This is a genomic window from Pseudomonas caspiana, assembly GCF_040224095.2.
Taxonomy (GTDB): domain Bacteria; phylum Pseudomonadota; class Gammaproteobacteria; order Pseudomonadales; family Pseudomonadaceae; genus Aquipseudomonas; species Aquipseudomonas caspiana.
Map to the genome: position 1 here is coordinate 2752114 of NZ_CP167995.1, position 21981 is coordinate 2774094.

17 protein-coding genes are annotated in these 21981 nt (G+C 59.5%); 11 read left to right on the plus strand and 6 right to left on the minus strand.

All coding sequences use genetic code 11. From position 1 onward, the window contains the following. Positions 1-21 precede the first annotated feature (21 nt). From ABRP31_RS12650 to ABRP31_RS12675, 6 genes are all read right to left on the minus strand, one after another. Positions 22-948: an aldo/keto reductase gene (locus ABRP31_RS12650; protein ID WP_349973158.1), complete on the minus strand. Its 927-nt coding sequence runs from the start codon at positions 946-948 to the stop codon at positions 22-24. A gap of 417 nt (positions 949-1365) precedes the next feature. Further along, positions 1366-2187 carry a methyltransferase gene (locus tag ABRP31_RS12655; protein WP_349973155.1) on the minus strand — a complete coding sequence of 274 codons (822 nt, stop codon included), beginning with the start codon at positions 2185-2187 and terminating at the stop codon, positions 1366-1368. Between the two features lie 201 nt (positions 2188-2388). Further along, the gene (locus ABRP31_RS12660; RefSeq protein WP_349973153.1) at positions 2389-4029 is read right to left on the minus strand and encodes an ABC transporter ATP-binding protein; all 1641 of its coding nucleotides are present in this window, start codon (positions 4027-4029) and stop codon (positions 2389-2391) included. Next, entirely contained in the window at positions 4026-4943 is a 918-nt protein-coding gene (locus ABRP31_RS12665; protein WP_349973151.1) for an ABC transporter permease, read from the minus strand. Before ABRP31_RS12665 ends, ABRP31_RS12660 begins: the two co-directional genes overlap by 4 nt. 4 nt (positions 4944-4947) lie before the next feature. Beyond that, the gene (locus ABRP31_RS12670; protein ID WP_349973149.1) at positions 4948-5898 is read right to left on the minus strand and encodes an ABC transporter permease; all 951 of its coding nucleotides are present in this window, start codon (positions 5896-5898) and stop codon (positions 4948-4950) included. Further along, positions 5895-7526: an ABC transporter substrate-binding protein gene (locus ABRP31_RS12675; RefSeq protein ID WP_349973147.1), complete on the minus strand. Its 1632-nt coding sequence runs from the start codon at positions 7524-7526 to the stop codon at positions 5895-5897. Before ABRP31_RS12675 ends, ABRP31_RS12670 begins: the two co-directional genes overlap by 4 nt. Positions 7527-8248: 722 nt before the next feature. Between ABRP31_RS12675 and ABRP31_RS12680 the strand changes: the two genes are divergently transcribed. The 11 genes from ABRP31_RS12680 (at position 8249) to ABRP31_RS12730 (ending at position 21963) form a co-directional block, all read left to right on the plus strand. After that, positions 8249-9079, plus strand: coding sequence for a class II aldolase/adducin family protein (locus tag ABRP31_RS12680; RefSeq protein ID WP_349973144.1), 831 nt, complete (start codon positions 8249-8251; stop codon positions 9077-9079). 2 nt (positions 9080-9081) lie between these two features. Beyond that, a complete protein-coding gene (locus ABRP31_RS12685) occupies positions 9082-10053 on the plus strand; it encodes an ABC transporter substrate-binding protein (protein WP_349973143.1) in 972 nt (323 codons plus the stop codon). Between the two features lie 5 nt (positions 10054-10058). Further along, entirely contained in the window at positions 10059-12512 is a 2454-nt protein-coding gene (locus ABRP31_RS12690) for a TonB-dependent receptor (RefSeq protein ID WP_349973141.1), read from the plus strand. A 14-nt stretch (positions 12513-12526) separates the two neighbouring features. Continuing rightward, positions 12527-13867, plus strand: a complete 1341-nt coding sequence (locus ABRP31_RS12695) for an LLM class flavin-dependent oxidoreductase (RefSeq protein WP_349973139.1) — start codon at positions 12527-12529, stop codon at positions 13865-13867. A 129-nt stretch (positions 13868-13996) separates the two neighbouring features. Then, entirely contained in the window at positions 13997-15604 is a 1608-nt protein-coding gene (locus ABRP31_RS12700; RefSeq protein WP_349973136.1) for an ABC transporter substrate-binding protein, read from the plus strand. Positions 15605-15730: 126 nt separating this feature from the next. Continuing rightward, positions 15731-16738 (plus strand): ABC transporter permease, encoded by a 1008-nt coding sequence (locus ABRP31_RS12705; protein ID WP_349973134.1) that lies wholly within the window; start codon positions 15731-15733, stop codon positions 16736-16738. Further along, on the plus strand, positions 16735-17631 hold the full coding sequence (locus tag ABRP31_RS12710) for an ABC transporter permease (protein WP_349973132.1): 897 nt from the start codon (positions 16735-16737) through the stop codon (positions 17629-17631). The genes ABRP31_RS12705 and ABRP31_RS12710 overlap by 4 nt, the downstream gene beginning before the upstream one ends. Next, the gene (locus ABRP31_RS12715; RefSeq protein ID WP_349973130.1) at positions 17628-19298 is read left to right on the plus strand and encodes an ABC transporter ATP-binding protein; all 1671 of its coding nucleotides are present in this window, start codon (positions 17628-17630) and stop codon (positions 19296-19298) included. Before ABRP31_RS12710 ends, ABRP31_RS12715 begins: the two co-directional genes overlap by 4 nt. Before the next feature lie 408 nt (positions 19299-19706). After that, on the plus strand, positions 19707-20432 hold the full coding sequence (locus ABRP31_RS12720) for a GntR family transcriptional regulator (RefSeq protein ID WP_349973128.1): 726 nt from the start codon (positions 19707-19709) through the stop codon (positions 20430-20432). After that, entirely contained in the window at positions 20429-21190 is a 762-nt protein-coding gene (locus ABRP31_RS12725) for an ABC transporter ATP-binding protein (protein ID WP_349973126.1), read from the plus strand. Before ABRP31_RS12720 ends, ABRP31_RS12725 begins: the two co-directional genes overlap by 4 nt. Positions 21191-21195: 5 nt before the next feature. Then, entirely contained in the window at positions 21196-21963 is a 768-nt protein-coding gene (locus ABRP31_RS12730; protein WP_349973123.1) for an ABC transporter permease, read from the plus strand. Positions 21964-21981: the final 18 nt, after the last annotated feature.

Here is a 21981-nt window from a genome sequence, read left to right on the forward strand (position 1 = left end):
TACGCTCCCGGCTGTGAATGATCAGGCGAACAGTTCGGCGATCCGCTCACGCAAGCTGGCGTCGGGCAATCGACCTTGGCCCGCCAGCAGGTTGTCGGCAGCATAACGCGGGTTGTTGGTCGCCGGAATCACTGCGGTGATGGCGGGGTTGGCGAGCACGAACTTGAGCATCAGTTGTGCCCATGAACTGGCATCCAGTTCAGCGGACGCCCAATCCGGCACTGGTTTACCTTTGACCTTGGCAAATAGTCGTCCGGCTTCGAACGTGCGGTTGGCCAACACTGCCACACCATTATCTGCGCACCAGGGCAGCAGACGCTTTTCAGCGTTGCGGGCGCCGATGGAATAGTTGACCTGTACGAAGTCGACTTTCTCTTTTTGCAGTACGGCCAGCAGTTCGTCGTGGGCGGACTCGACGTAATGCGTCACGCCGATGTAGCGAATCCGGCCCTGTTGCTTAAGCTCGCGCAAAGTCTGCAATTGCGTGGCGGTGTCCTGCAGGTTGTGCACCTGAATCAGGTCGATGCGCTCGGTTTGTAGCTGCTTGAACGCTTGTTCTATTTGGCGAAGCCCCGCCTCACGTCCGGTCGATGAGACCTTGGTGGCGATAAAGGCCTGACGGTGGGCGTTGGCGCGGGTCAGCAATTCACCGGTTACGGCTTGAGAATCGCCGTAGCTAGGCGCGGTGTCGATCAACTTCGCGCCGCCATTCAATAGCGTCTTTAGTACTTGCAGCGCCGGAGTCATCTCTTCTGAAGTCACCGCAAAATTGAAGGTTCGGGCAGTGCCCAGGCCAATCACCGGCAAGTCCTCGCCTGATGCGGGAATCTTGCGGGTCAGCAGCGATGTTGCGGCAAACGCCGGGAGCAGGGGAGACAGGGCTGCCATGGCGGCCAGCGCTGAGCTTGCCTGAATGAAGTGGCGACGACTGAGCGAGTGGGCGGGCATACGAAGACTCCTTTCATTCTTGAAGGTGTAACAGAGGTGTCATGGATAGAAACACATCCAGACCCGGTAAGGCGGGCGCCTGTCGGTGAGAGGGGCGGGGATGTTTTACAAATCGTTACTCTGACTTGATGGGGGTTGCTGACAGGCAGCGAGGTTTACAGCGCCAGTGAGGTGTTCGTCCCACCCCGGTCAACGTGGCTGATGGCCGACCGATTCGCTCGGGTCAGCGAGCGGCTGAATGCGCTGTATCAGCAGCACATTAGCCAGCCTGTATAGGACTTGGTGTGGAATGCTGTTTCATGTGGGGGCGGTGCTTGCCCGCGATAAGGCTGGACGCGATTCACTTTAGATCGCATCTGGCCTTATCGCGGGCAAGCACCGCTCCCACAGAACAGCTGCCTGCACACCCCCAAAACGCTACTCACCCACCGGCTTCACAAACCGCAACGTAAACCGGTCCGACTCGCCAATCGCCGCATATTTCGCCCGGTCCTGTTTCCCCAGTTTGTAAGACGGCGGCAGGGTCCAGACGCCTGCTGAATAGTCCTTGGTGTCCTTCGGATTGGCGTTGACTTCGCTTTGCGCGTCCAGCTTGAAACCCGCATCCGTGGCCAGTTTCACTACGTAATCGGTGGGCAGGTAGCCGCTGTCCTTGATGCTGCTGACATCAGCGCCGTCTTTGGCGCGGTGATCCACTACGCCCAGCACGCCGCCGGGTTTGAGCACCTTGAAGAAAGCCGCGAACATTTGTGGCGCGTCATCGGCCAGGACCCAGTTGTGTACGTTGCGAAAGGTCAGTACCCGGTCGACTGTGCCGGGTTTGCCAAATGCCGGTGCCTGGGGATCGAACTCGATGGTTTCGGCTTTGCCATAGCGTGCCGGGTCCGCCTTGAACTTTTGCTTCAGGCCATCAGCGGCTTTCTTGTAATAGTCGCCGGAGGAAGGTGCCTGAAGGGCGGCGATGTAATGCCCATGCTCCTTGAGCAACGGAGCAAGAATCTCGCTGTACCAGCCACCCCCAGGCGTGATTTCGATTACCGTCTGCTGAGCCTGCAGACCGAAGAACTTCAACGTCTCTTGTGGATGACGATAGCTGTCGCGAGCGCTGTTTTCCTTGGCTCGCCATGAGCCTTCGAGCACCTTTGCGTATTGCGCGTCGGTGATATCCGTCGTCGCAGCCTGGCTGAGTGCCGGTGCGAGAAGCGAGGCGAGGGTCAACGCCAGAAGGGTGCGGGTCATGATTGTCCTTGTGGGATGTTTACCAACATCGAGTTGTAAACACAGTACCTGTAGGAGTGAGCTTGCTCGCGATTCGGTCTATCAGTCGATGAATATATTGCCTGTGCTGATGCTATCGCGAGCAAGCTCACTCCTACAGAAGAGCATTCCAAATCATGTGGTTATATTTTGTTTGATGAGCGCTGCCGAATGAGTTTCAAGTCAGTATTGCGCTGCTACCTCCAGCCGTCGCCCCGGTATGGCATCAATCAGCTCACGGGTATACGCCGCTTCCGGCTGGTCGAAGATGTCGCTGGCAGCGCCTTGTTCAACGGTCTTGCCCTGGCGCAGCACCAACACCTGATGAGCTACGCTGGCAACCACGGCCAGATCATGGGAAACCAGCACGTAGGCAATGCCCAGTTCGCTTTGCAGCTCCACCAGCAGATCAAGAATCTGCGCCTGCACCGAGACGTCGAGGGCGGAGACCGGTTCGTCGAGCAGCAACAAGTCCGGTTGCAACGCCAGTGCCCGTGCGATGGCAACCCGCTGTCGCTGGCCCCCGGAAAGCTCTCGTGGCAAACGATCAAGATAAGCCACCGGCAGATGCACCCGCTCGATCAGCTTGCGCGCCGCCTGCTCCAGATCCCGGCCTTTGAGCAACCCGAACGACACCAGCGGTTCAATGATGCTCTCGAACAAGGTGAAGCGCGGATCGAGTGCAGCGAAGGGGTTTTGCTGCACCAGTTGCATGCGTCGGCGCAGCGGGCGGAACTCACCCCAGCCCAAGTGAGTAATGTCCTGATCTTCGAACAGTACGCGGCCCTGAGTCGGTTTTTCCAGGCCCAAGGCAATGCGCAACGCAGTACTTTTACCCGAGCCGGACTCACCGACAATGGCCAGCGTCTGCCCCGGATAAACCTTGAAGTTGACGTCTTCAAGGGCCTGAAACTCCGCGCTTTCGCCTTTCACATAAGGCAGCCGGAACGACTTCCCGACATTCTCCAGAGTCAGAATCGGCGCCTTGCTGTTAGCGGTAGGGCGTGGTGCAGCGGGCGTCTTGCGCTGGCCGAAGGCGGGTGCTGCGGCGATCAATGCCTGGGTGTAGGAATGGCTGGGGTTGATGAGGATCTGTTGCGGCGGACCTTGCTCGACCAGCTCACCGCTTTTCATCACCAGCACCCGGTCCGCGCGATCTGCGGCCACGCCCAGATCGTGAGTGATGATCAGCAGCGAAATGCCTCGCTCGGCCACCAGCCGTTGCAGGTGGTCAAGTATCTTGCGTTGTACGGTCACGTCCAGCGCGCTGGTGGGTTCGTCGGCGATGATCAGCCGCGGGTTGCCCGCCAGGGCAATAGCGATCAGCACCCGTTGACGCATGCCGCCCGACAGTTCGTGAGGGTACTGCCGGGCGCGCAGCAGCGGATTGTCCAGACCGACCTGTTGCAGCAACTCCAGCACATCGGCGTCCACGGCGGGATAACGACGACCCTGAGCCTGAATCAACGCCTCGCCGATTTGCTTGCCAATGCGCAGGGTCGGATTCAAACCGACCATGGGGTCCTGAGGCACCAGGCCAATGGTGCTGCCGCGAAGCTGGCGTTTCTGTCGTTCAGAGGCGTGGGTCAGGTCCGTTCCGTCGACCCACAGTTCGCCGCCAGTCACCACTGCATTGTCTGGCAGCAGACCAAGAATGGCATTGGCCATGGTCGATTTGCCGGAGCCGGACTCGCCGACAATGGCCAGGGTTTCGCCCTTGGCGACCTGAAAGGAAACGCCGCGCACAGCCTGATTGACCAGCCCGCCAAAACGGTAAGCAACAGCCAGTTGGCGCACGTCGATCAATGCATCGGCGATGCTCATCGTTGCGTCTCCTCAAGGGTGCGGGCGATGTGGTTGAAGCTGAACACGACGGCGACCACGAACAGACCTGGCAACAACGACACCCACGGCGCGGTCATCAGGAAGTGACGGCCGTTGGCGATCAGGGTGCCCCATTCAGCAGCAGGTGGCTCTGCGCCGAAGCCGAGAAAACTCAGGCCCGCTGTGGCGAGAATCGCCGCGCCGAAATCCAGCGTGGCCAGCACGGCGACCGGGCCCCAGGCATTGGGCAGGATGTGCCGCAACAGCGTCCGGGTCCAACTGGCGCCGCCCAGGCGTGCGGCCTCGACATAGGGCAGGGTCTTGATCCGCAGCACTTCGGCGCGGGTGGTTCGGGCAAAGCCGGGAATGATCCCGACGCCTACCGCGATGGCTACCGGAATGGTGCCGAAGCCGATCGCGGTAACGATAGCCAGTGCGAGCAGCAGACCGGGCAGGGCCAACAGTACATCGATGAAACGCATGATTACGGCGTCGATACGTCCGCCAGCGAAACCGGAGACGATGCCCAGGCTCAAGCCGCCTGCCAGCGCGATACCGACCGCGAGCAATGCTGCCTGTACCGAGAGGCTAGAACCGTAGACCACGCGGGTATAGAGGTCTCGGCCCAGTTCGTCGGTGCCGAACCAGTGCACGCCATTGGGCGGTGTGAGTTTGTCGATGGGGGAGGTGGCGTAAGGCGCAAAGTGGGTGAGCAGGCTGGGCGCCACGGCGGACAACAACGCAAAGGCAATGATTGCCACCGCCAGCACGAAACCCGGTCGGCGCAACAGCGGTTGAGTGGCCTCCAGTGCCCGGCTGAAACGACTGCGGCGGCGCCACAGTACAGGCGGTGCAGCATCCGTCTTGGTGAAACTGCGGGCCAGACGTTCAAGGCGATTATCAAAAATAGTCATGGCGTCAGGAGACCTTTGGTGTGTGGGCGATACGCGGGTCGAGCGCGGGGTAGAGCAGATCGACGATCAGGTTGACCAGCACAAAGGCTGCTGCGGACACCGCGACGATTGCCAGTACCACGGGGATGTCCTGGCGCAGCACGGCTTCTTGCGCAAGCCGACCGACGCCGGAGCGGGCAAAAATGGTTTCCACCAGCACGGCCCCGGACACCGTGTTGCCGACTTGCAACCCGATCAGGGTCAGCAACGGCAGAGCGGCGTTCTTGAATGCGTGTCGGGCCTGAACCTGAGCGCGGCTCAGACCTTTGGCGTAAGCGGTAATGATGTAGGGTTCTTTCCAGACACCCTGAAAACCGCGCTGCAGCACTTGGGCGTAAACCGCTGCACTGGGAATCGCCAGAGTGACGGCGGGCAGGATCAGGCTGGAAAAGCCCTGATTGCCCGTGGCCGGGAACCAGCCCAGGGTGAAGGCGAACAACTGAATCAACAGCAGGCCCATCCAGAACACCGGCACTGAAAAGCCCAGTGACGGCAGTCGCGCTAGGGCGACCTTCAGCGGTTGCCAGCGCACATACGCGGCGAGGTACGCCAGACCGATGCCGCCAATCAGCGAAAACACGATGGCCAGGCCGGCCAGCGCCAATGTTTGCGGCAGACGCTCGACGAGCAATTCTGACACCGGCCGATTGAGCGTCAGCGAGCTGCCGAAGTCACCCTGCACGGCACCCCACAACAGGTGGAAGTACTGCTGAAAAATCCCGCCATCCAGACCGTAGTAGGCCTGGGCCTTGGCGATTTCTTCAGGCGACAGCGCATCGATTTCGACACCCGAGGCACTGAGCATGATCGACAGCGTGTCACCCGGCAGTAAATACAGGATGAAATACGTCACGCTATACGCTCCCCATAACACCAGCAGTGCCTGGGCAATCCGGCCGATCACGTAGCGGCTCATGGCGCTGCGATCTCGATGTCGTTGAGCAGCGCAAAGCCTTCGGCAGTCCAGTAAAAGTTATGGACCTTCTTGGCGGTCGCGGCCTGCCAGACGCGCTCATAGATCGGGAACGCCGAGCCTTCTTCGATCAGCAGATCCTGCAAATCGCCGTAGGCCTTGGCGCGTTGTTCGGCTTTGGTTGCCGTCAGGCCCGCGTCGAATAGTTCCAGTGCCTTGGGCAGGGTTTCCGGTGCGTAAAGGTTGGTGGCCAGGGTCGAGCTGTTGGCGCTCCGCGGATCAATGATGGTTTGCAGAATGATCGGATCGGCGCGGGTCATGTAGGTGGAGGTCAGGTCATAGTTGCCCGAGGCGTTGGCGGCGGCCCATTCAGCGGTGGTCAGCACATTGAGCTTGAGCTCGATGCCAATTTTGCGCAGTTGGTCCTGGATCAGCACATCCCCCGCACCTTCTGCCGGGGACAGGTTGTAGACCAGCTTGAGGCGTTTGCCGTCCTTGCTGCGATAGCCATCCGGACCTTTTTGCCAGCCTGCGTCATCCAGCAGCTTTTCCGCGCCTTGCGGGTCGTAGGCCAGTTGATCGGACTTGTTCTTGTAATACGGCGTGGTGACGTCGTAGATGCTGGTCACCACCGGAAACTGTGGGTTGTACACAGTGGCCGCGTAGGTCTTGCGGTCGATGCCTTTTTGCAGCGCAAGGCGCACATTTCGATCCGCGAGGATGCGTGTACCACGGGTGTTGGGGTAGAAGTTCAGCGCCGGGCCTGGCAGCGAACGACTCTGGATGGTTGCGCCCTTGGATTTGAACAGGTTCAAGTCGACTTCGGAAAAAGGCGCGCGGGGCCAGAGAATGTCCACCTGGCCCTGTACAAACTGGCCATTGCGCACGCTTTCCTCCGGCACGTAGCTGACTTCAACGGTATTGAGGTGCGCTTCGCCCTTGTTCTTCGCGTTGGCGGACGGCCATGCATAGCCTTTGCGCTTGACCAGCTTCAAGCCGCTTTCCGGGGTATAGCGCTCCAGCACGAACGGCCCGGTGCCAATAATCGCGCCCAATGAACGCTCCTTCACGCTGAGCTTGTAGGATTCCGGGGCGAGAATCGAAAGGTTGGTGGTAGAGGTGGCCTGCAGGAAGCCTGCATTGGGTGTGGACAGCACCAGCTTCACGGTGAAGTCATCGACGACTTCGGCGTGATCGTAGCCCTTCAGGTAGGTTGCGCCGAATGTGGTGGGCAGTTGGGCGGCGAAGGCCTTGTTGGAGTCATAGGCGGCTTTTACTGCCTGGGCATCGAAGCGCGTGCCGTTGCTGAAGGTCACGTCTTTGCGCAGATGAAAGGTGTATTCCAGCGCGTTGTCGCTGACTTCCCAGCTTTCGGCCAGCCAGGGAATGATCTTGCCGTTCTGCGGGTCCTGATCGGTCAGCGATTCGGCGACGTTGCGCAGTACCACTCGGTGCTCAAGCCAGTAAACCTGAAAGGGGTCGAGGCTGACCAACGTGGTGTTATCGCGGAAAAAAGCGATCTTCAAGGTCTTGTTGGCTTCCAGGTCCTGAGCGGACGGTGAGCAGCCCAGCAGGGTAGCAGCTGTGGCACAGGCGGCCAGCAGGCGAAGCAAGGGGAAGCGTTTACTCATCGCGCAATCCTCGACCCGTGACCCATGAGGCTGTGTATCGCTACGCCTGTGGCGTGATTGGGTGTTGCCGAGGAATGTCTCAGGGGCATGGATGAATCCTTTACACAGCGGGAAGTGGGTGCACGGAAGGCTGACTGATCACACAGTCAGGCTGATTTTCTAAGACCGTATTCTTATGATTAGTCGCTGTAAAAGGCTTTTTGGTTCTAAGCTAATATGTATTTTATTGATTGGTTTGGATTTTTATTATGCTTGATATTTATTTAGTGGTTCGCGCCTGATGAGCCATGGTTCAAGCGCCTCCAGCGGTGGCAACTGCGCCACTCGCCTATAAGGGCTCTATCACCTGGATATGCCTTTAGGGAATGAACTGGACGATAATAAATAACCTTATTAAATATTAGGTTAGATCGATAAGGAATTTCACAAGCTCATTTCCATGCTTTAGGTTCTTAAGCGTCAGCCGCACAAGCGGCAACAGCACGATGACTCGACCCGACCCCTCGCACGGTGGAGGAGAGCAATAACCCGCCACTATGCGAGGGATCTCGACCATGACCAGCTAGTTTTCCTGCCCGTTTCGGACCCACCGGCTATCAGCGCTGCGTGCTCCGACCTCCTTGAATTGCCAACCTGTCGTCGCGCCATTGATATCCGCGCAGTGACGGCGTTCGCCTGAAGAAAAAAGCTCGGCAACACGAGCACTGGTTGAGTAGAACCGAATGAGCCATGCACCCACCGTCACTAAAAGCATCTACAGCCTGCCTAACAGCAATAACCGTCTGACACTCGACACCGTTCCGCGCCATGCCGATTTGCTGCAAGAGCGGTTGCATCGCAAGCAACGTCTGGCGGCCGCTTATCGTCTGTTTTCCCGTTATGGATTCGAAGTCGGCCTTGCCGGGCACTTCACGGCGCGCGACCCCATCGAAACCGACCACTACTGGATCAACCCGCTGGGCGTGCCTTTTTCCCGGATCAGCGTTTCGCAATTGCTTCGCGTTGACGCTCAAGGCCAGGTCGTCGAAGGCGACGGACTGCTCAATACCAGCGCGCTAGACTTGCACTACGGCTTACAGCAAGCCCGCCCGGAAGTGGTAGGCATTGCCCATTTGCATGGCTTCTACGGCCGCACATGGTCATCGCTTGCCCAACTGTTCGATCCGATCACGGCTGAAGCGGGAGCCTTCGTCGGCGATCAGGCGATTTTCCCGCGTCACGATTTGCGTAGAGCCGACGGCACCCTGGAGCAGGACCGCGACATCGTGACCGGCGCGTTCGTCGACAGCTTTGCGGGCAATAACCTGTTGTTCTGGCAAAACCACGGCGTCTGGACCGTCGGGGAAACGGTCGAAAGCGCGGCCTGGCGTTTCATTCTCGCCGAAGACGTAGCGCGTTCGCACTTGCTGGCGCGTGCCGCCGGGGTGCCGGTGATTCCGCAGGTTGAACCGCCAAGTGCCCAAAGCAGGGCGCGTAACGAGCTATTTGCCTGGCTCAACTTCCAGCCGCTGTGGGACGAGATCATCGCCCAGCAACCTGATCTGTTGGCCTGAGTATGGTTGCTATTACCCGACGCAAACTGCTGACGGGCAGTGCGATTGCCGCCGCCGGTGGCTTGCTGGCTTCCATCACCCCGCCAGTACTAGGCTCGCAACAGGCGCCGCTGCGCGTCTGGCGCTACAAGGGCTCGGCAGCTTCGTTCATGGGCCTGGCCGGGCAGCTCGATACGCCTTATCCGGTCGAGTGGGTCGACATCGGCGGCGGCAATCTGGTCCTGGAAGCGCTGAACAGCGACAGCCTCGACTACGTGTATATGAGCGAGATTCCGCCGATTTTCGCCTCAATTGCCAAGGTACCGATAGCGCTGGTAGCAACCATTCCTGGTGATGTCAGCGACATCGGCATCGTGGTGCGCAACGATGCCGGTATCCAGCAAGTCGTCGATCTGAAGGGCAAGAAGATCAGTTATGTGCGGGCCACCAATACCCATTACTTCCTGCTGCGTCTGCTCAGTCAGCACGGTCTGTCTCTCAAGGACGTGCAACCGATCCCGATGCCGATCCAGGAGGCACTGATCGCGTTCCGCAGTGGGCACCTGGATGCGGTAATCGGCGGTGGGATTTCCGTGCTTCAGGCCGTGCAGTCCGGCGGCACCCGCTTGCCAAACGTCAGCGACTACCGGGGCAACACGCTGATTGCCACCACGCAGCGGGTCTTGCAGGACCCGCAACGCAGTGCGCAGGTCGCTGACTTTCTCCAGCGTGAGCGCGCCACCTGGGCCTGGGTGCAGAACAACCCGCAAGCCTGGGCACAGCGTAATCAGGACATCACCGGCATAGACGCTGCGCTGTATCTGGATCAGTTCCGTCTGCGTGGCGAAGCGCAGCGCATGGTGCCGGTTTCAGAGCAGTCCATCGCCTCCCAGCAGCAAGTCGCTGACGCCTTTTTTGAACATCAATTGATTCGCCAGCAGGTCGATGTGCGACCGCTGTGGCGTAACGATTTCAAGCAAATTCTGGAAAGTTGATTCTTATGAAAATGAACTCCTACGCGGTGGCACCTTCGCTGGCACCGTTGTTCCTCGCCGGTTTCAGCCTGCTGCCGGGCGTGGCGCTGGCCGCTGACAGCAGCACGGATACGTTGGACACAGTGATTGTCACCGGCTCTCGGGGCAGTGAAGCTCGGACCGTCACCAGCAGCCCGGCACCGATCGATGTGATCAGCGCCCAGCAACTGGAGAAAACCGGTTCTGGCAGCCTGCGTGGTGCGCTGGAAAAGTCGCTGCCTTCCTTCAGCCAGCGACCGTCGGGCAGCTCCAATGACAGCATCGCCCGGCCTTACAGTTTGCGCGGCCTCAACGGCTCCAACGTGCTGGTACTGGTCAACGGCAAGCGCCGTCATAACAGCGCAGTGATCAATCTCGATTCGACGGCGGCCTACGGCACCAATCCGGTGGATCTGGACATGATCCCGATCAGTGCCATCGACCACATCGAAGTACTGCGCGACGGGGCTTCGGCTCAATACGGCTCGGACGCCATCGCCGGGGTGATCAATATCATCCTCAAGCAAAACGACAACGGGGGCTCGGCCAGCACCCAGTTTGGCGAGTATTACAAAGGTGATGGCGAGATTATCAAGCAGGCGCTCAACGCCGGTTTTGCGCTGCCCAACGATGGTTTCTTCAATTTTGCTCTGGACGCCAAGTCGCAGCAGACTGCCGTCCGTTCCCGTGATGCGACGGGGGCGTTGTACTACACGCAACCCGATGGCTCGGCCGATCCGCGAGAAGCGACGACGAATCGCGAACTGCAAAAAAACGGGCTGCCAAAGATCAAGGCAATCAACGTCGGTTACAACGCCGAGCTGCCGCTCAATGACGACCTGAGCCTGTATTCCTTCTCCACGCTAAGCAAACGCGATGCACGGGGCGGGCAGAACTACCGACGGCCGAATTCAACCAACATCATTCCCGAGATCTATCCCGACGGTACGGCACCGTTCTACACCCTTGAAGAGATCGACTATCAGGTCGCGGCAGGGGCCAAGGGTCTGGTCAAGGACTGGAATTGGGACCTGAGCTCCACCTTCGGCCGGGACAAGGGGCAGGCCGGTACCGATGAAACACTCAATGCATCGCTGGGACCTTCCAGCCCGACCCATTTCGATACCTACTCCAATACCTTCGATCAATGGACCAATAACCTCGACCTGACCCGTGCCTTCGAAGTCGGCCTGGCCAAACCCTTGCAGGTTTCCTGGGGCGCCGAGCACCGTCATGAGCGTTACAAGACAGAGTCCGATGACCCGCTTTCGTATATCAATGGCGGCTATGTTTACCCGAGCGGCCCGTTGGCCGGGCGACCGGCAGCCATCGGTGCGCAAGGCGCGATTACGCTCACGCCCGAAGACGAAGGGCAGAACAGCCGTAACAGCTATGCGACCTATCTGGATCTGGGCATCAACCCGACCGAAAAGCTTTACGTCGGCGTCGCCGGGCGTTTTGAGAAATATGACGACAGTTCCGGCAATACCGCTAGCGGCAAGCTCGCGCTGCGCTACGATTTCACCCCCGAATTTGCTATTCGCGGCACCCTGAGCAACGGCTTCCGGGCGCCGTCGTTGTCGCAGTCCACCTATGCGCAGACCTCCAACCAGTACACCTCGGTCAACGGTGTGCTGCAGTTCGTTGAGGCCAAGACTGCCAGAGTTGATTCGGCACTGGCCAAGGCCTTGGGCGCCAGCGACCTGGACCCGGAAAAGTCGCGCAACATCAGCGTGGGCTTCACCTACAAACCGGTGCCTGCGGCGAACCTGACCCTCGATGCTTACCAGATCGAAATCAAGGACCGCATCGGCCTGACCGGTTTTCTGTTCGGCAACAGTGTTGACCAGATACTTCAGCAGCAGGGCTACCGGCCCGGTTACCGGGTGAAATACTTCACCAACGCGGCCGACACCACCACCCGCGGTATTGATCTGGTCACTGATTACAAAGTCGATTACGGCCGCTATGGCAGCGTCAAATACGGTCTTGCCTTCAACTACAACAAGACTGAAATCGACAGCATCAAATCCACACCTTCCGCATTGGCGTCCACCGGGCTCGAACTGTTCGACCGGGTTGCCCAAGGCTATCTGACCGTGGCCAATCCCAAAACCAAGCTGATCCTCAGCGGTAACTGGAAGATCGACAGGTTCGACATCAATCTGGCAGTCAATCGCTACGACAAAGTCATCTCCCGTGACGTCAATCCTGACTACGACGTGACCTTCGGTGCCAAGTGGATCACTGATCTGGAAGTCGCCTATGCGTTGACCGACAGCCTCGGTGTAGCAGTCGGCGCCAACAACCTGTTCGACGTGCGGGCCGACAACAACGCTTACCCCGCTGGCGACGTCAACGGCTTCCCGAAATTCGGCAGCATCTCGCCATTCGATCCCTATGGTGGCCTTTGGTACACCCGCGTGAGTTACACCTTCTGACAGGGGCATCAAGCATGAGCAACGCAAAACCACAGATCATCCTTGGCGCGTTCATTCCCAGCGCCGGGATTTTGGGCTCCAGCTGGCGTCATCCGCAGGCGGCTGCCGATTCGTTCAAGGACTTCAGTCACTTTCGCTGGATCGCCGAGACTCTGGAAAAAGCCCGTTTTCATACGCTGTTCTTCAACGACAGCCTGAACGTTGATCTGGACCTGGAAGCCCTGGCGCGCGGTCCGAACAGCGTGCGCTGGGACCCATTGGTGCTGATGCCAGCGCTGGCGCTGGTTACCCGCAATATCGGCCTGATCGGCACCGCGAGCACCACCTACAACGAGCCTTACAATATTGCCCGCAAGCTGGCCAATATCGACCATCTGAGTGGCGGCCGGGCAGGCTGGAATCTGGTCACGTCACTGGGCGGTGGCGAGAACTTCAATCTGGATGCCCATGTTCAGCATGCGGACCGTTATGAACGCGCGGAAGAGTTTTATGACGTGGTCACTGGCCTCTGGGACAGTTGGGAAGACGACGCTTTTGTTCAGAACAAGGCCAGCGGTACGTGGCTCGACGTCGAGAAAATGCACGTGCTGGATCACCACGGCAAATCTTTCCAGGTCAAAGGCCCCCTGAACGCTGCGCGACCGCTTCAAGGCTATCCGGTGATTGCCCAGGCGGGCTCCTCCGATGCCGGGCGTGCTTTGGCGTCCAGAGCGGGGGAGCTGGTGTTCACGGCGCAACACACGGTGGAGCAAGGCCAGGCGTTTTACGCCGAAATCAAGCAGCGCGCGGCGGCGCTGGGTCGTAACCCGGAACACCTGAAGGTACTGCCGGGCGTCTCGCCGGTGGTGGGGCGAACTCAAGCCGAGGCTCAGGCCAAGTACGACCGTATGCAGGAGTTGCTCGACGCCAAAACCTTCCTGCGCACCATCTCCCGGTTCACCAGTCTGGGCTTCGACCTTTCCGAGCTGCCGTTCGACGAAGTGGTGCCGTTACCGCCGGAACAGTTCGACACCAACACTCACAAGAGTCGCCAGAAGCTGGTCTTCGACCTGATTCGCCGCGAGCGGCCAACGGTGCGCCAACTGTTCAACAAGCTGACGTCGGGCGGGCACCGGATTCTGATCGGCACCCCTGAAAGCATCGCCGATGACTTCCAGCAATGGTTTGAAGCGGGAGCAGCAGACGGTTTCAACGTGATGTTCAGCGGCCTGCACGAAAGCATCAGCGACTTCGCCGAAGGCGTCGTGCCCGAGCTGCAGCGTCGCGGGCTGTTCCAGCGCGAATACCAGGGCAAGAGCCTGCGGGAAAACCTCGGGTTGCCGTATATCGCGAATCGCTACTCAGCAGCACAGTAAATCCCTGTGGGAGCCGGGCTTGCCCGCGATAAGGCTGAAGGCGATCCAAAGTGAACCGCGTCCAGGCTTATCGCGGGCAAGCCCAGCTCCCACAGGGTCCAAGCCAGACTTCAGAGAAAGTTGTTCCTTATGACCTTGAGCACTTCGTTAAACCTTGTCACCGGCGTTCGACTGGCTTTGCTCTTCGTCGCCGTAACCCTCGCTGGATGCGGCGATCAGGCCAACGCGCCGAGCGCTAAAACCAACGCCAGCCCGGTGGCGGGCGGCATTCTCAAAGTTGCGCTGGATGGCGACCCCAATTGCATTGATCCGCAGCAGGCAGGTAACAACACCGCATTGAACGTGGGCCGGCAGGTGGTCGATTCACTGACCGATCAGGACCCGAAAACCGGCGAGATCGTGCCCTGGCTGGCGAGTCGCTGGGAAGTCGATGCCCAATCACGACGTTTCACCTTTCACCTGCGCGAAGGCATCAAGTTCAGTGACGGCAGCGCGCTGAACGCCGCGTCGGTGAAGGCCAACTTCGAAAATATTGTGGCGCTGGGCGCGCGCTCGGTACTGGGTTCGACCTATCTGACAGGCCTGAAAAGCATCGAGACGCCGGACCAGAATACGGTGGTTATCGAGTTCGGCCAGTCCAACGCGCAGTTCCTGCAAGCCACCTCGACCATGAGTCTTGGTCTGCTGGCGGCGTCGACACTGGCGCTACCACCGGCTGATCGTTGCCAAGGCAATCTGATTGGCAGTGGACCGTTTGTGATCAAATCGTTCGTGCATAACCAGAAGGTAGTGCTGGCGCGTCACGAGGCGTATTCCGGGGAATCGTCACTGGCGACGCACAAAGGCAAAGCCTGGCTGGACGGCATCGAGTTCGTCATCGTGCCGGAGTCCGGCGTACGTCTGGGCAGCCTGCTCTCGGGGCAGATCGACGTCGATACCGCGGTGGTGCCGCAGAACGAAGCCGTGCTGGAAGCTCAAAGCGTTCCCTTACTGACCCGGGCCAATCCTGGCGTGGTTTACAACCTGACACCTGACGAAACCGACCCCTTGTACAGCGACGTCAAGGTCCGTCAGGCATTGATCAAAGCCATTGATCGCGAGCAATTGCGCAGCATCATTTCCCGCTATCAAAAACCGGCTACCGCTTTGCTCGCCAGCAGCACGCCGTTCTACCGCGATTTTTCCTCGTTGCTGGCTTATGACCCGAATGGCGCGAAACAACTGCTGGATGAGGCGGGCTGGAAGGTGGGCGCTGACGGTATCCGTGTACGTGAAGGCAAGCGCCTGGCGCTGCAACTCAGTTACTGGCAGAACGCGCCGATTCTGGAGTTGGTACAACAGCAGTTGCGTCAGGTGGGCGTGGAGTTGCGTCTGAACAAATCCACCATCAGTCAAATTGCAGCATTGCAGGCCAGCGGCGATATGCACCTGACGTTCTTCAACCTGACCCGCTCCGATCCGGACGTGGTGCGTACCGTTTACGAGGTCAACGGCCGTAACTACAACCGTCGTCAGCCAGCACAGGTGGATCAGATTCTGCAGCAGGCCGCAGCCACGCTGGACAGCGCCCAACGCCAGAAACTGACTGATCAGGCCAGCGAGATCCTCTTGCGTGAAGGCCACGCGATTCCCCTGATCGAATTGTCCTCGGTCCTGGCCCACGGCAAACAAGTGAAAGGGCTGCACTACGAAGCGTCATCGCGATTGCAGTTTTTTGATACGTGGTTGCAGCGGTAGAAACACAGTAGCCACGGACCTGTAGGAACTACCGAAGGCTGCGATTCGCGCAGCGTCAGAACGAATGCTTTCGCAGCCTTCGGCAGCTCCTACAGATGGACCCGCTCAACCTCAATGGGAACCACCATGAGCAACAGTTTACTGACCACCCCCGGCAATGAAGTCGCGACCCGCTTTCCGCTCAGGCAGGCATCGATTTATCTGCTCAGCCGTATCGGCCAGGCGCTGCTGGTGCTGTGGGCGGCGTTCAGCGTGTCATTTGTGATTCTGTACGCGTTACCCAGCGACCCGGTGAGCATCATGCTCAACCAGCAGGGTGAACCTACGGCGGTGGACCAGGTGCAAATCGACGAATTGCGCGCCGAATACCATCTGGATCAACCGTTACCCGTGCAATACGGCATTGCCTTGTGGAAGGCAGTGCATCTGGATTTCGGCAGTTCGATACAGAGCGGTGAGCCGGTGGTTCAGTCGTTGGCCCAGGCACTGCCTGCCACCGCCGCGTTGACGTTTCTGGCGTTGGGGTTCGCCTTGCTGGCGGGTATTGCGCTGGCGCTGACCGCCAATCTGGTCAAGCGTGACGGGTTGCGTAATGCACTGCTGGGCATCCCGTCGGTGGCAGTGTCGTTGCCGACTTTCTGGATCGGATTGCTCCTGCTGCAGGGGTTTTCATTTTCGTGGCACTGGTTCCCGGCCATGGGCAATCAGGGCTTCAGCGCCTTGGTGTTGCCTGCGCTGACCCTGGCAATTCCGACTGCCGCAGTCATTGCCCAGGTGCTGACTCGCTCGTTGCAGGCGGTGCGTGCGCAGCCTTTTGTCGAAGTATTGATCGCCAAGGGTCTCAGCCCACGCCGGTTGTTGTTCGTGCATTTGCTGCATAACGCGGCCATTCCGTTGCTGAGTCTGTCGGGGGTGATCGTTGGCAATCTGCTGGCCGGTTCAGTGGTCACTGAAACCGTATTCTCCCGCGAAGGTGTCGGCCGACTGGCCCAGGGCGCCGTCAGCGGTCAAGACATTCCGCTGGTGCAGGGCGTGGTGGTGCTGGCGGCGTTGATCTTCATCAGCGTCAACCTGTTGGTGGACTTGCTGTACCCGCTGCTTGATCCCCGTATTCATGGAGGAACCGGCAAATGACCCGCGTACTGAATAACGACCTGGCGCTGGATAGCCTCGCCAGTGCACCGCTCAGCAAGCCGCACTGGAGCCACGCACTCACTGCCTTGCTACGCAGCAGACCGTTGCTGCCATTGGGGGTTGCCGTGCTGCTGACAGTGCTGGCGTGGGCATTGTGGCCGGGTGCGTTCAGCCACTATGACCCGTTGCTGGGCGTGCCCACTGAAGCGCTGCAAAGCCCTGGTCCCCGACACTGGTTTGGCACCGATCAATTAGGCCGCGACCTGTACAGCCGAGCGGTGCATGGCTCTGCGATTTCGTTGCAGGCTACCGCGCTGGCGGTGGCGATCGCCTTGCTGGCAGGCATTCTCCTCGGGGTCATCGCCGGCTACTTCGGTGGTCTGGTGGATGCGTTTCTGATGCGCGTGGTGGAAGTGCTGATGGCCATCCCGTCGCTGCTGTTGGCCATGGCGATTATTACCGTACTCGGCTTTGGCACGTTGAATATCGCGCTGGCCGTGGGGCTTTCGTCAGTGGCGACTTTCGCCCGATTGGTGCGCGGCGAAGTCTTGCGTTGGCGCACTTCGGTGTTCGTTGAAGCGGCGGTGTCCTGTGGCGTAGGGCCTTGGACGATCATACGTCGGCATATCCTGGTGCATGCTGCCGGGCCGGTGCTGGCCCTCGCAGCACTGGAGTTCGGCAGCGCGGTTCTGGCTGTTTCGGCCTTGAGCTTTCTGGGTTTTGGCGCGCCGCCACCGCAACCGGAATGGGGGCTGTTGATTTCCGAGGGGCGCAACTACATGGTCGCCGCGTGGTGGTACACGACTTTGCCGGGGCTGGTGGTCGCATCGGTGGTACTGGCGGCCAATCAGCTGGCGCGCGCAGTGCAGGATTTACAGGGAAACAAATCATGAGCACCGCGACTGCAGTTTTACAGGTCAGCGACCTGAGTATCGGCTACCAGACCCGAGAGGGCCGGGTGGATGGCGTCAGTCAAATCAACTTCGCCCTGTACCCTGGCGAGATTCTGGCCGTGGTGGGTGAGTCCGGCTCTGGCAAGTCCACCACCGCATCGGCACTGGTCGGGCTGCTAGCGGGCAATGCCCGCATTGAGTCCGGGAGTATTTTGCTTAACGGTACAGAACAAGTCGCCGCCAGCGAACGGCAATGGCGCAATGTGCGCGGCAATGTATTGGGCTTTGTTCCGCAGGACCCCGGCCTGTCTCTGGACCCGGTTAAACGCATCGGCGCCCAGTTGCAGGAAGCCATGACCATTCACGGCGTGCCCAAGGCCGCCGCCAGATTACGCACCGTACGCTTGCTGGATGAAGTCGGCCTGAAAAACGTTGAGCGGGTACAGCGCAGCTTCCCGCATCAATTGTCCGGTGGCATGCGACAGCGAGTGTTGATTGCGATTGCGCTGGCGAACAATCCGGCGCTGATCATTGCCGACGAACCTACAAGCGCGCTGGACGTCGGCGTGCAGCGGCAGATTCTTGATCGGTTGCAGGCTCTGGCCCGGGAGCGCGGCACCGCGGTGCTGTTGATTACCCATGATCTGGGTGTAGCGCTGGACCGGGCTGATCGTGTTCTGGTGATGTACCGTGGGCGTGTAGTTGAGAGCGGTGATACCCGGCAGATGTTCCAGCGACCGCAGCATGCTTATACCCGCGAACTATTGAAAACCGTGCCGGCGCTGTCAGCGGCGGCTCATCCAGTGGTGCCCGAACGCCGTAGTCCGGCCTTCGAAAACGAGCGGCCATTGTTGGTGGTCGAGCGACTGGGCAAGGACTTTTCCAGTTGGCGCAATCCGGGTTTGCCTGCCGTGGACGATGTGTCTTTCACGCTGCTGCGCCGAGGCACCACCAGTCTGGTGGGAGAGTCGGGCTCGGGTAAATCCACCACGGCGCGACTGATCCTCGGCCTGGAAAAGCTTGATAGCGGGCGGGTGCTGTTTGATGGCTCTGAAATCAGCCAATACACCCGCCGTGACTGGCAAGCGCTGCGCCGCAGGATTCAGGTGGTGTATCAGAACCCGTATGCGTCGCTGGACCCTGGCTTCACGCTGGAGCAGATCATCACCGAACCGTTGCAGGCTTATGCCATCGGCGACAAAACCTGGCGCTCGGCCCGCGCCGCACAACTGCTGGAGCAGGTGGAGCTGCCGTCACGTTTGCTGCATTGCCGGCCGGGGCAGCTTTCCGGGGGACAACGTCAGCGTGTCGCCATCGCCCGAGCCCTGGCGCTGGAGCCGGAGCTGGTGGTGCTGGACGAACCGCTTTCGGCACTGGATGCTTCGGTGCAAACCCAGATCCTGGCGCTGCTGGCCGATCTGCAACAGAGGCTGGGCTTGAGTTACCTGTTCATCTCCCATGATCTGGCGGTGGTCCGGCAGATTTCCGATCAGGTAGTGGTGATGCAGGCGGGGAAGGTGGTGGAGAAGGGCGATACCGAACAAATCTTCCAGGCTCCGGCCCATCCCTATACCCGAGGTTTGCTCGCCGACGTGCCGGGCAGGCGTTATCTGGACCTGCTCGACGAATTTTCCCGAGCACTGGTGCTGCGCCGGATAGCAATTTGAGTGACGCCAGTGATGGCTGTGATGATCCTCTGTGGAAGCAGGGCTTGGTATGGGCGGCATTCCGACGATAAACGATAACGCGGTGTTTATTCTGGCTGGGTCTCATGCATCGCGAGCAAGCTCTGCTCCCACAGAATCCGCGCTGTTAGCAGGGAGAAGGGTGGAACAGCCCCCAATCTGCTACGTCAAAGGCACTGTCCTTGCGGCTAAAGCCTGTCCTACAAATGCAGCACGCCGCCTTTGCTTATGCCTTTCAACTCTGTGAGCTGCCCACGTTATGCTCGTGGTGCATATTCTTAGCCGAAAGGGTTCGTTCGGATTTATGAAGTTTTAGATTAGCGTAGTGGCCATTGGTAAGCCTCACAGAATCAGTCTGTGAGCTGCTCACAGACTGGATTGAGCCGCTAGATGACTTCTCCCGCCACGCCCTTCGCCAGACCCGAAGTCGCCAGTTTTGGCGATGACGCCTACAGCCGCATCCGTCGCGACATTCTTTCCTGCCGCTTGATGCCTGGCACAAAAATTACCGAGCCTGACCTGATGACCGAGTACGGCATCGGCAAAAGCAGTTGCCGCATCGCGCTGACACGGCTGTGCCACGAAAACCTGCTGCGTTCTATCCCCCGCAAGGGCTATCAGGTCGCGCCAATCACCTTGAAAGATGTGGAAGAAATCTTTGCCCTGCGGGTGCAACTCGAACCCATGGCGGCGCGGCTCGCTGTCGGGCGGGTTGATCTTGAGCAATTGCGTGCGCTGGAAGCCGCCTGTCGGGTTCGCCATCTGGCGCCGTTGTCTGAGCAGATCGATGTGTTCATGGACGCCAACAAGGCATTCCACATGGCGATCATCGAGGCCTCGGGCAATGAACGACTGGTGCGTACCTTGTCCGGTTTGATGGATGAAATGACCCGTCTGGTGGCGCTGGGTTTCAATGTGCAAGGCACTAAACCCGAGATCAAGCACGATCACAACGCCATGATTGACGCCTTCGAAGAGGGCGATGGCAAACGTGCCGAGCTGATTGCCCGCCGCCATATCGAAACCTTTCAGGCAATGACGCTCGAGAAGGTTTACGACAGCCTCAGCGAATCGGGTGCGTCACTGCCCATGCTCGCCGCGAGGTTTGCCCGATGACTGCGCAGGCCTTTTTCTCGATCACAGCTCCCGCGCTAAGCCTGGACGGTATCTCCAAGAATTTTGGTGAACTGGAAGTCCTGCGTGATATCTCGGTACAGGTCGCCCAGGGCGAAATTCTTGCCTTGCTGGGCACTTCAGGCTGCGGCAAAAGCACTCTGCTGAATATTCTGTCCGGACTGCTCAAAGCTGATCAGGGCAGTTTGCAACTGGAAGGCCAGGCCGCCGAAGATTTTGACGGCTGGCGTCGCGTCGCCTACATGTTCCAGGAAGATCGCCTGTTGCCGTGGCGCACAGTGCGCAGCAACGTCGCATTTGGCCTGGAAGGGGCTGGTCTGAACAAGGCCGAGCGCCTCGCCCGTGCGGACGCGGCGTTGAAGTTGGTGGAGTTGGAAGAATTCGCCAAAGCCTGGCCACATCAGCTGTCTGGCGGGATGCGCAGTCGCGTGGCCCTGGCGCGCAGTCTGGTAGTGGAGCCCAGCGTGCTGCTGATGGATGAACCGTTCTCCAAGCTCGATCCGCAAACCCGCAGCCAGATGCACCATGAGTTGCTGCGCCTGCAAGCGCTGAAAGGCATGACCATCGTCTTCGTCACCCATGATGTGGAAGAAGCCGTGGTGCTGGCCGACCGCGTAGTCGTACTGGAGCCACGTCCGGGGCGGATTCGGGACATTGTCGGGATCGACTTGCAGCGTCCCCGCGCTCCGACTGCCGCTGATGTCAGCGAGCAGGTTCGTCAATTGCGGTTGAAGGTATGAACAGCATGCTTTCCAACCGTTTCGTAATTCTATTGGCCCAGCGCCTGCTGCTGGTGGCGGTGTTCGCCATTGCCTGGTGGTACGCCGCTGGACGCTTGCCATCGTTCGTGTTGCCAGGGCCGGAGAAGGTCTTCGCTGCTCTGAATACCCTGTGGCACAGCGCGACTTTTGTGCATGACCTGAGCGCGACCATGGGCCGGGTGTTCAGCGGTTTTGCCCTCGCAGCGCTGATCGGTACGCCGCTCGGTCTGGCCTTGGGGTCAAGCCGAACCCTGGCGCAATTCTTTGAGCCGATCCTGGCAGTGTTCAACACGGTCTCTTCTGCGATCTGGGCGATCTTCGCGATCATCTGGTTCGGCATTTCCGATGCGACCACCGTGTTTGTGGTGTTCATGACGTCGATGCCGCTGATCCTGACCAACGTCTGGCAGGGCGCCCAGACCGTGGAACGCCAGTACATCGATCTGGCGCGCTCGTTTCGTATGTCGCGCAGCCAGATCCTGTTCAAGATTTATCTGCCAACCATCCTCCCGTATTTCTTTTCCGGCGCCCGGCTGGCCTTCGGTTTCGGCTGGCGTGTGTCGCTAGTGGCGGAAACCCTCGGCGCGTCGGACGGTATCGGCTACCGCCTGCGGCAGGCGGCCGATCTGGTGCAGAGCGATCAGGTCTTCGCCTGGACAATCTTGCTGGTCACTTTGATGTTGCTGCTTGAGGCGGGTGTGCTCAAACCCCTCGAACGGCGTTTGTTTCGCTGGAAAACCTCCAATCAATGAACCCTCTAGGAACTGCAC

Bases quoted from the DNA above. Each gene is read 5' to 3' on its own strand.
- ABRP31_RS12650 (WP_349973158.1), bottom strand. From the start codon at position 948: ATGCCCGCCCACTCGCTCAGTCGTCGCCACTTCATTCAGGCAAGCTCA.
- ABRP31_RS12655 (WP_349973155.1), bottom strand. From the start codon at position 2,187: ATGACCCGCACCCTTCTGGCGTTGACCCTCGCCTCGCTTCTCGCACCG.
- ABRP31_RS12660 (WP_349973153.1), bottom strand. From the start codon at position 4,029: ATGAGCATCGCCGATGCATTGATCGACGTGCGCCAACTGGCTGTTGCT.
- ABRP31_RS12665 (WP_349973151.1), bottom strand. From the start codon at position 4,943: ATGACTATTTTTGATAATCGCCTTGAACGTCTGGCCCGCAGTTTCACC.
- ABRP31_RS12670 (WP_349973149.1), bottom strand. From the start codon at position 5,898: ATGAGCCGCTACGTGATCGGCCGGATTGCCCAGGCACTGCTGGTGTTA.
- ABRP31_RS12675 (WP_349973147.1), bottom strand. From the start codon at position 7,526: ATGAGTAAACGCTTCCCCTTGCTTCGCCTGCTGGCCGCCTGTGCCACA.
- ABRP31_RS12680 (WP_349973144.1), top strand. From the start codon at position 8,249: ATGAGCCATGCACCCACCGTCACTAAAAGCATCTACAGCCTGCCTAAC.
- ABRP31_RS12685 (WP_349973143.1), top strand. From the start codon at position 9,082: ATGGTTGCTATTACCCGACGCAAACTGCTGACGGGCAGTGCGATTGCC.
- ABRP31_RS12690 (WP_349973141.1), top strand. From the start codon at position 10,059: ATGAAAATGAACTCCTACGCGGTGGCACCTTCGCTGGCACCGTTGTTC.
- ABRP31_RS12695 (WP_349973139.1), top strand. From the start codon at position 12,527: ATGAGCAACGCAAAACCACAGATCATCCTTGGCGCGTTCATTCCCAGC.
- ABRP31_RS12700 (WP_349973136.1), top strand. From the start codon at position 13,997: ATGACCTTGAGCACTTCGTTAAACCTTGTCACCGGCGTTCGACTGGCT.
- ABRP31_RS12705 (WP_349973134.1), top strand. From the start codon at position 15,731: ATGAGCAACAGTTTACTGACCACCCCCGGCAATGAAGTCGCGACCCGC.
- ABRP31_RS12710 (WP_349973132.1), top strand. From the start codon at position 16,735: ATGACCCGCGTACTGAATAACGACCTGGCGCTGGATAGCCTCGCCAGT.
- ABRP31_RS12715 (WP_349973130.1), top strand. From the start codon at position 17,628: ATGAGCACCGCGACTGCAGTTTTACAGGTCAGCGACCTGAGTATCGGC.
- ABRP31_RS12720 (WP_349973128.1), top strand. From the start codon at position 19,707: ATGACTTCTCCCGCCACGCCCTTCGCCAGACCCGAAGTCGCCAGTTTT.
- ABRP31_RS12725 (WP_349973126.1), top strand. From the start codon at position 20,429: ATGACTGCGCAGGCCTTTTTCTCGATCACAGCTCCCGCGCTAAGCCTG.
- ABRP31_RS12730 (WP_349973123.1), top strand. From the start codon at position 21,196: ATGCTTTCCAACCGTTTCGTAATTCTATTGGCCCAGCGCCTGCTGCTG.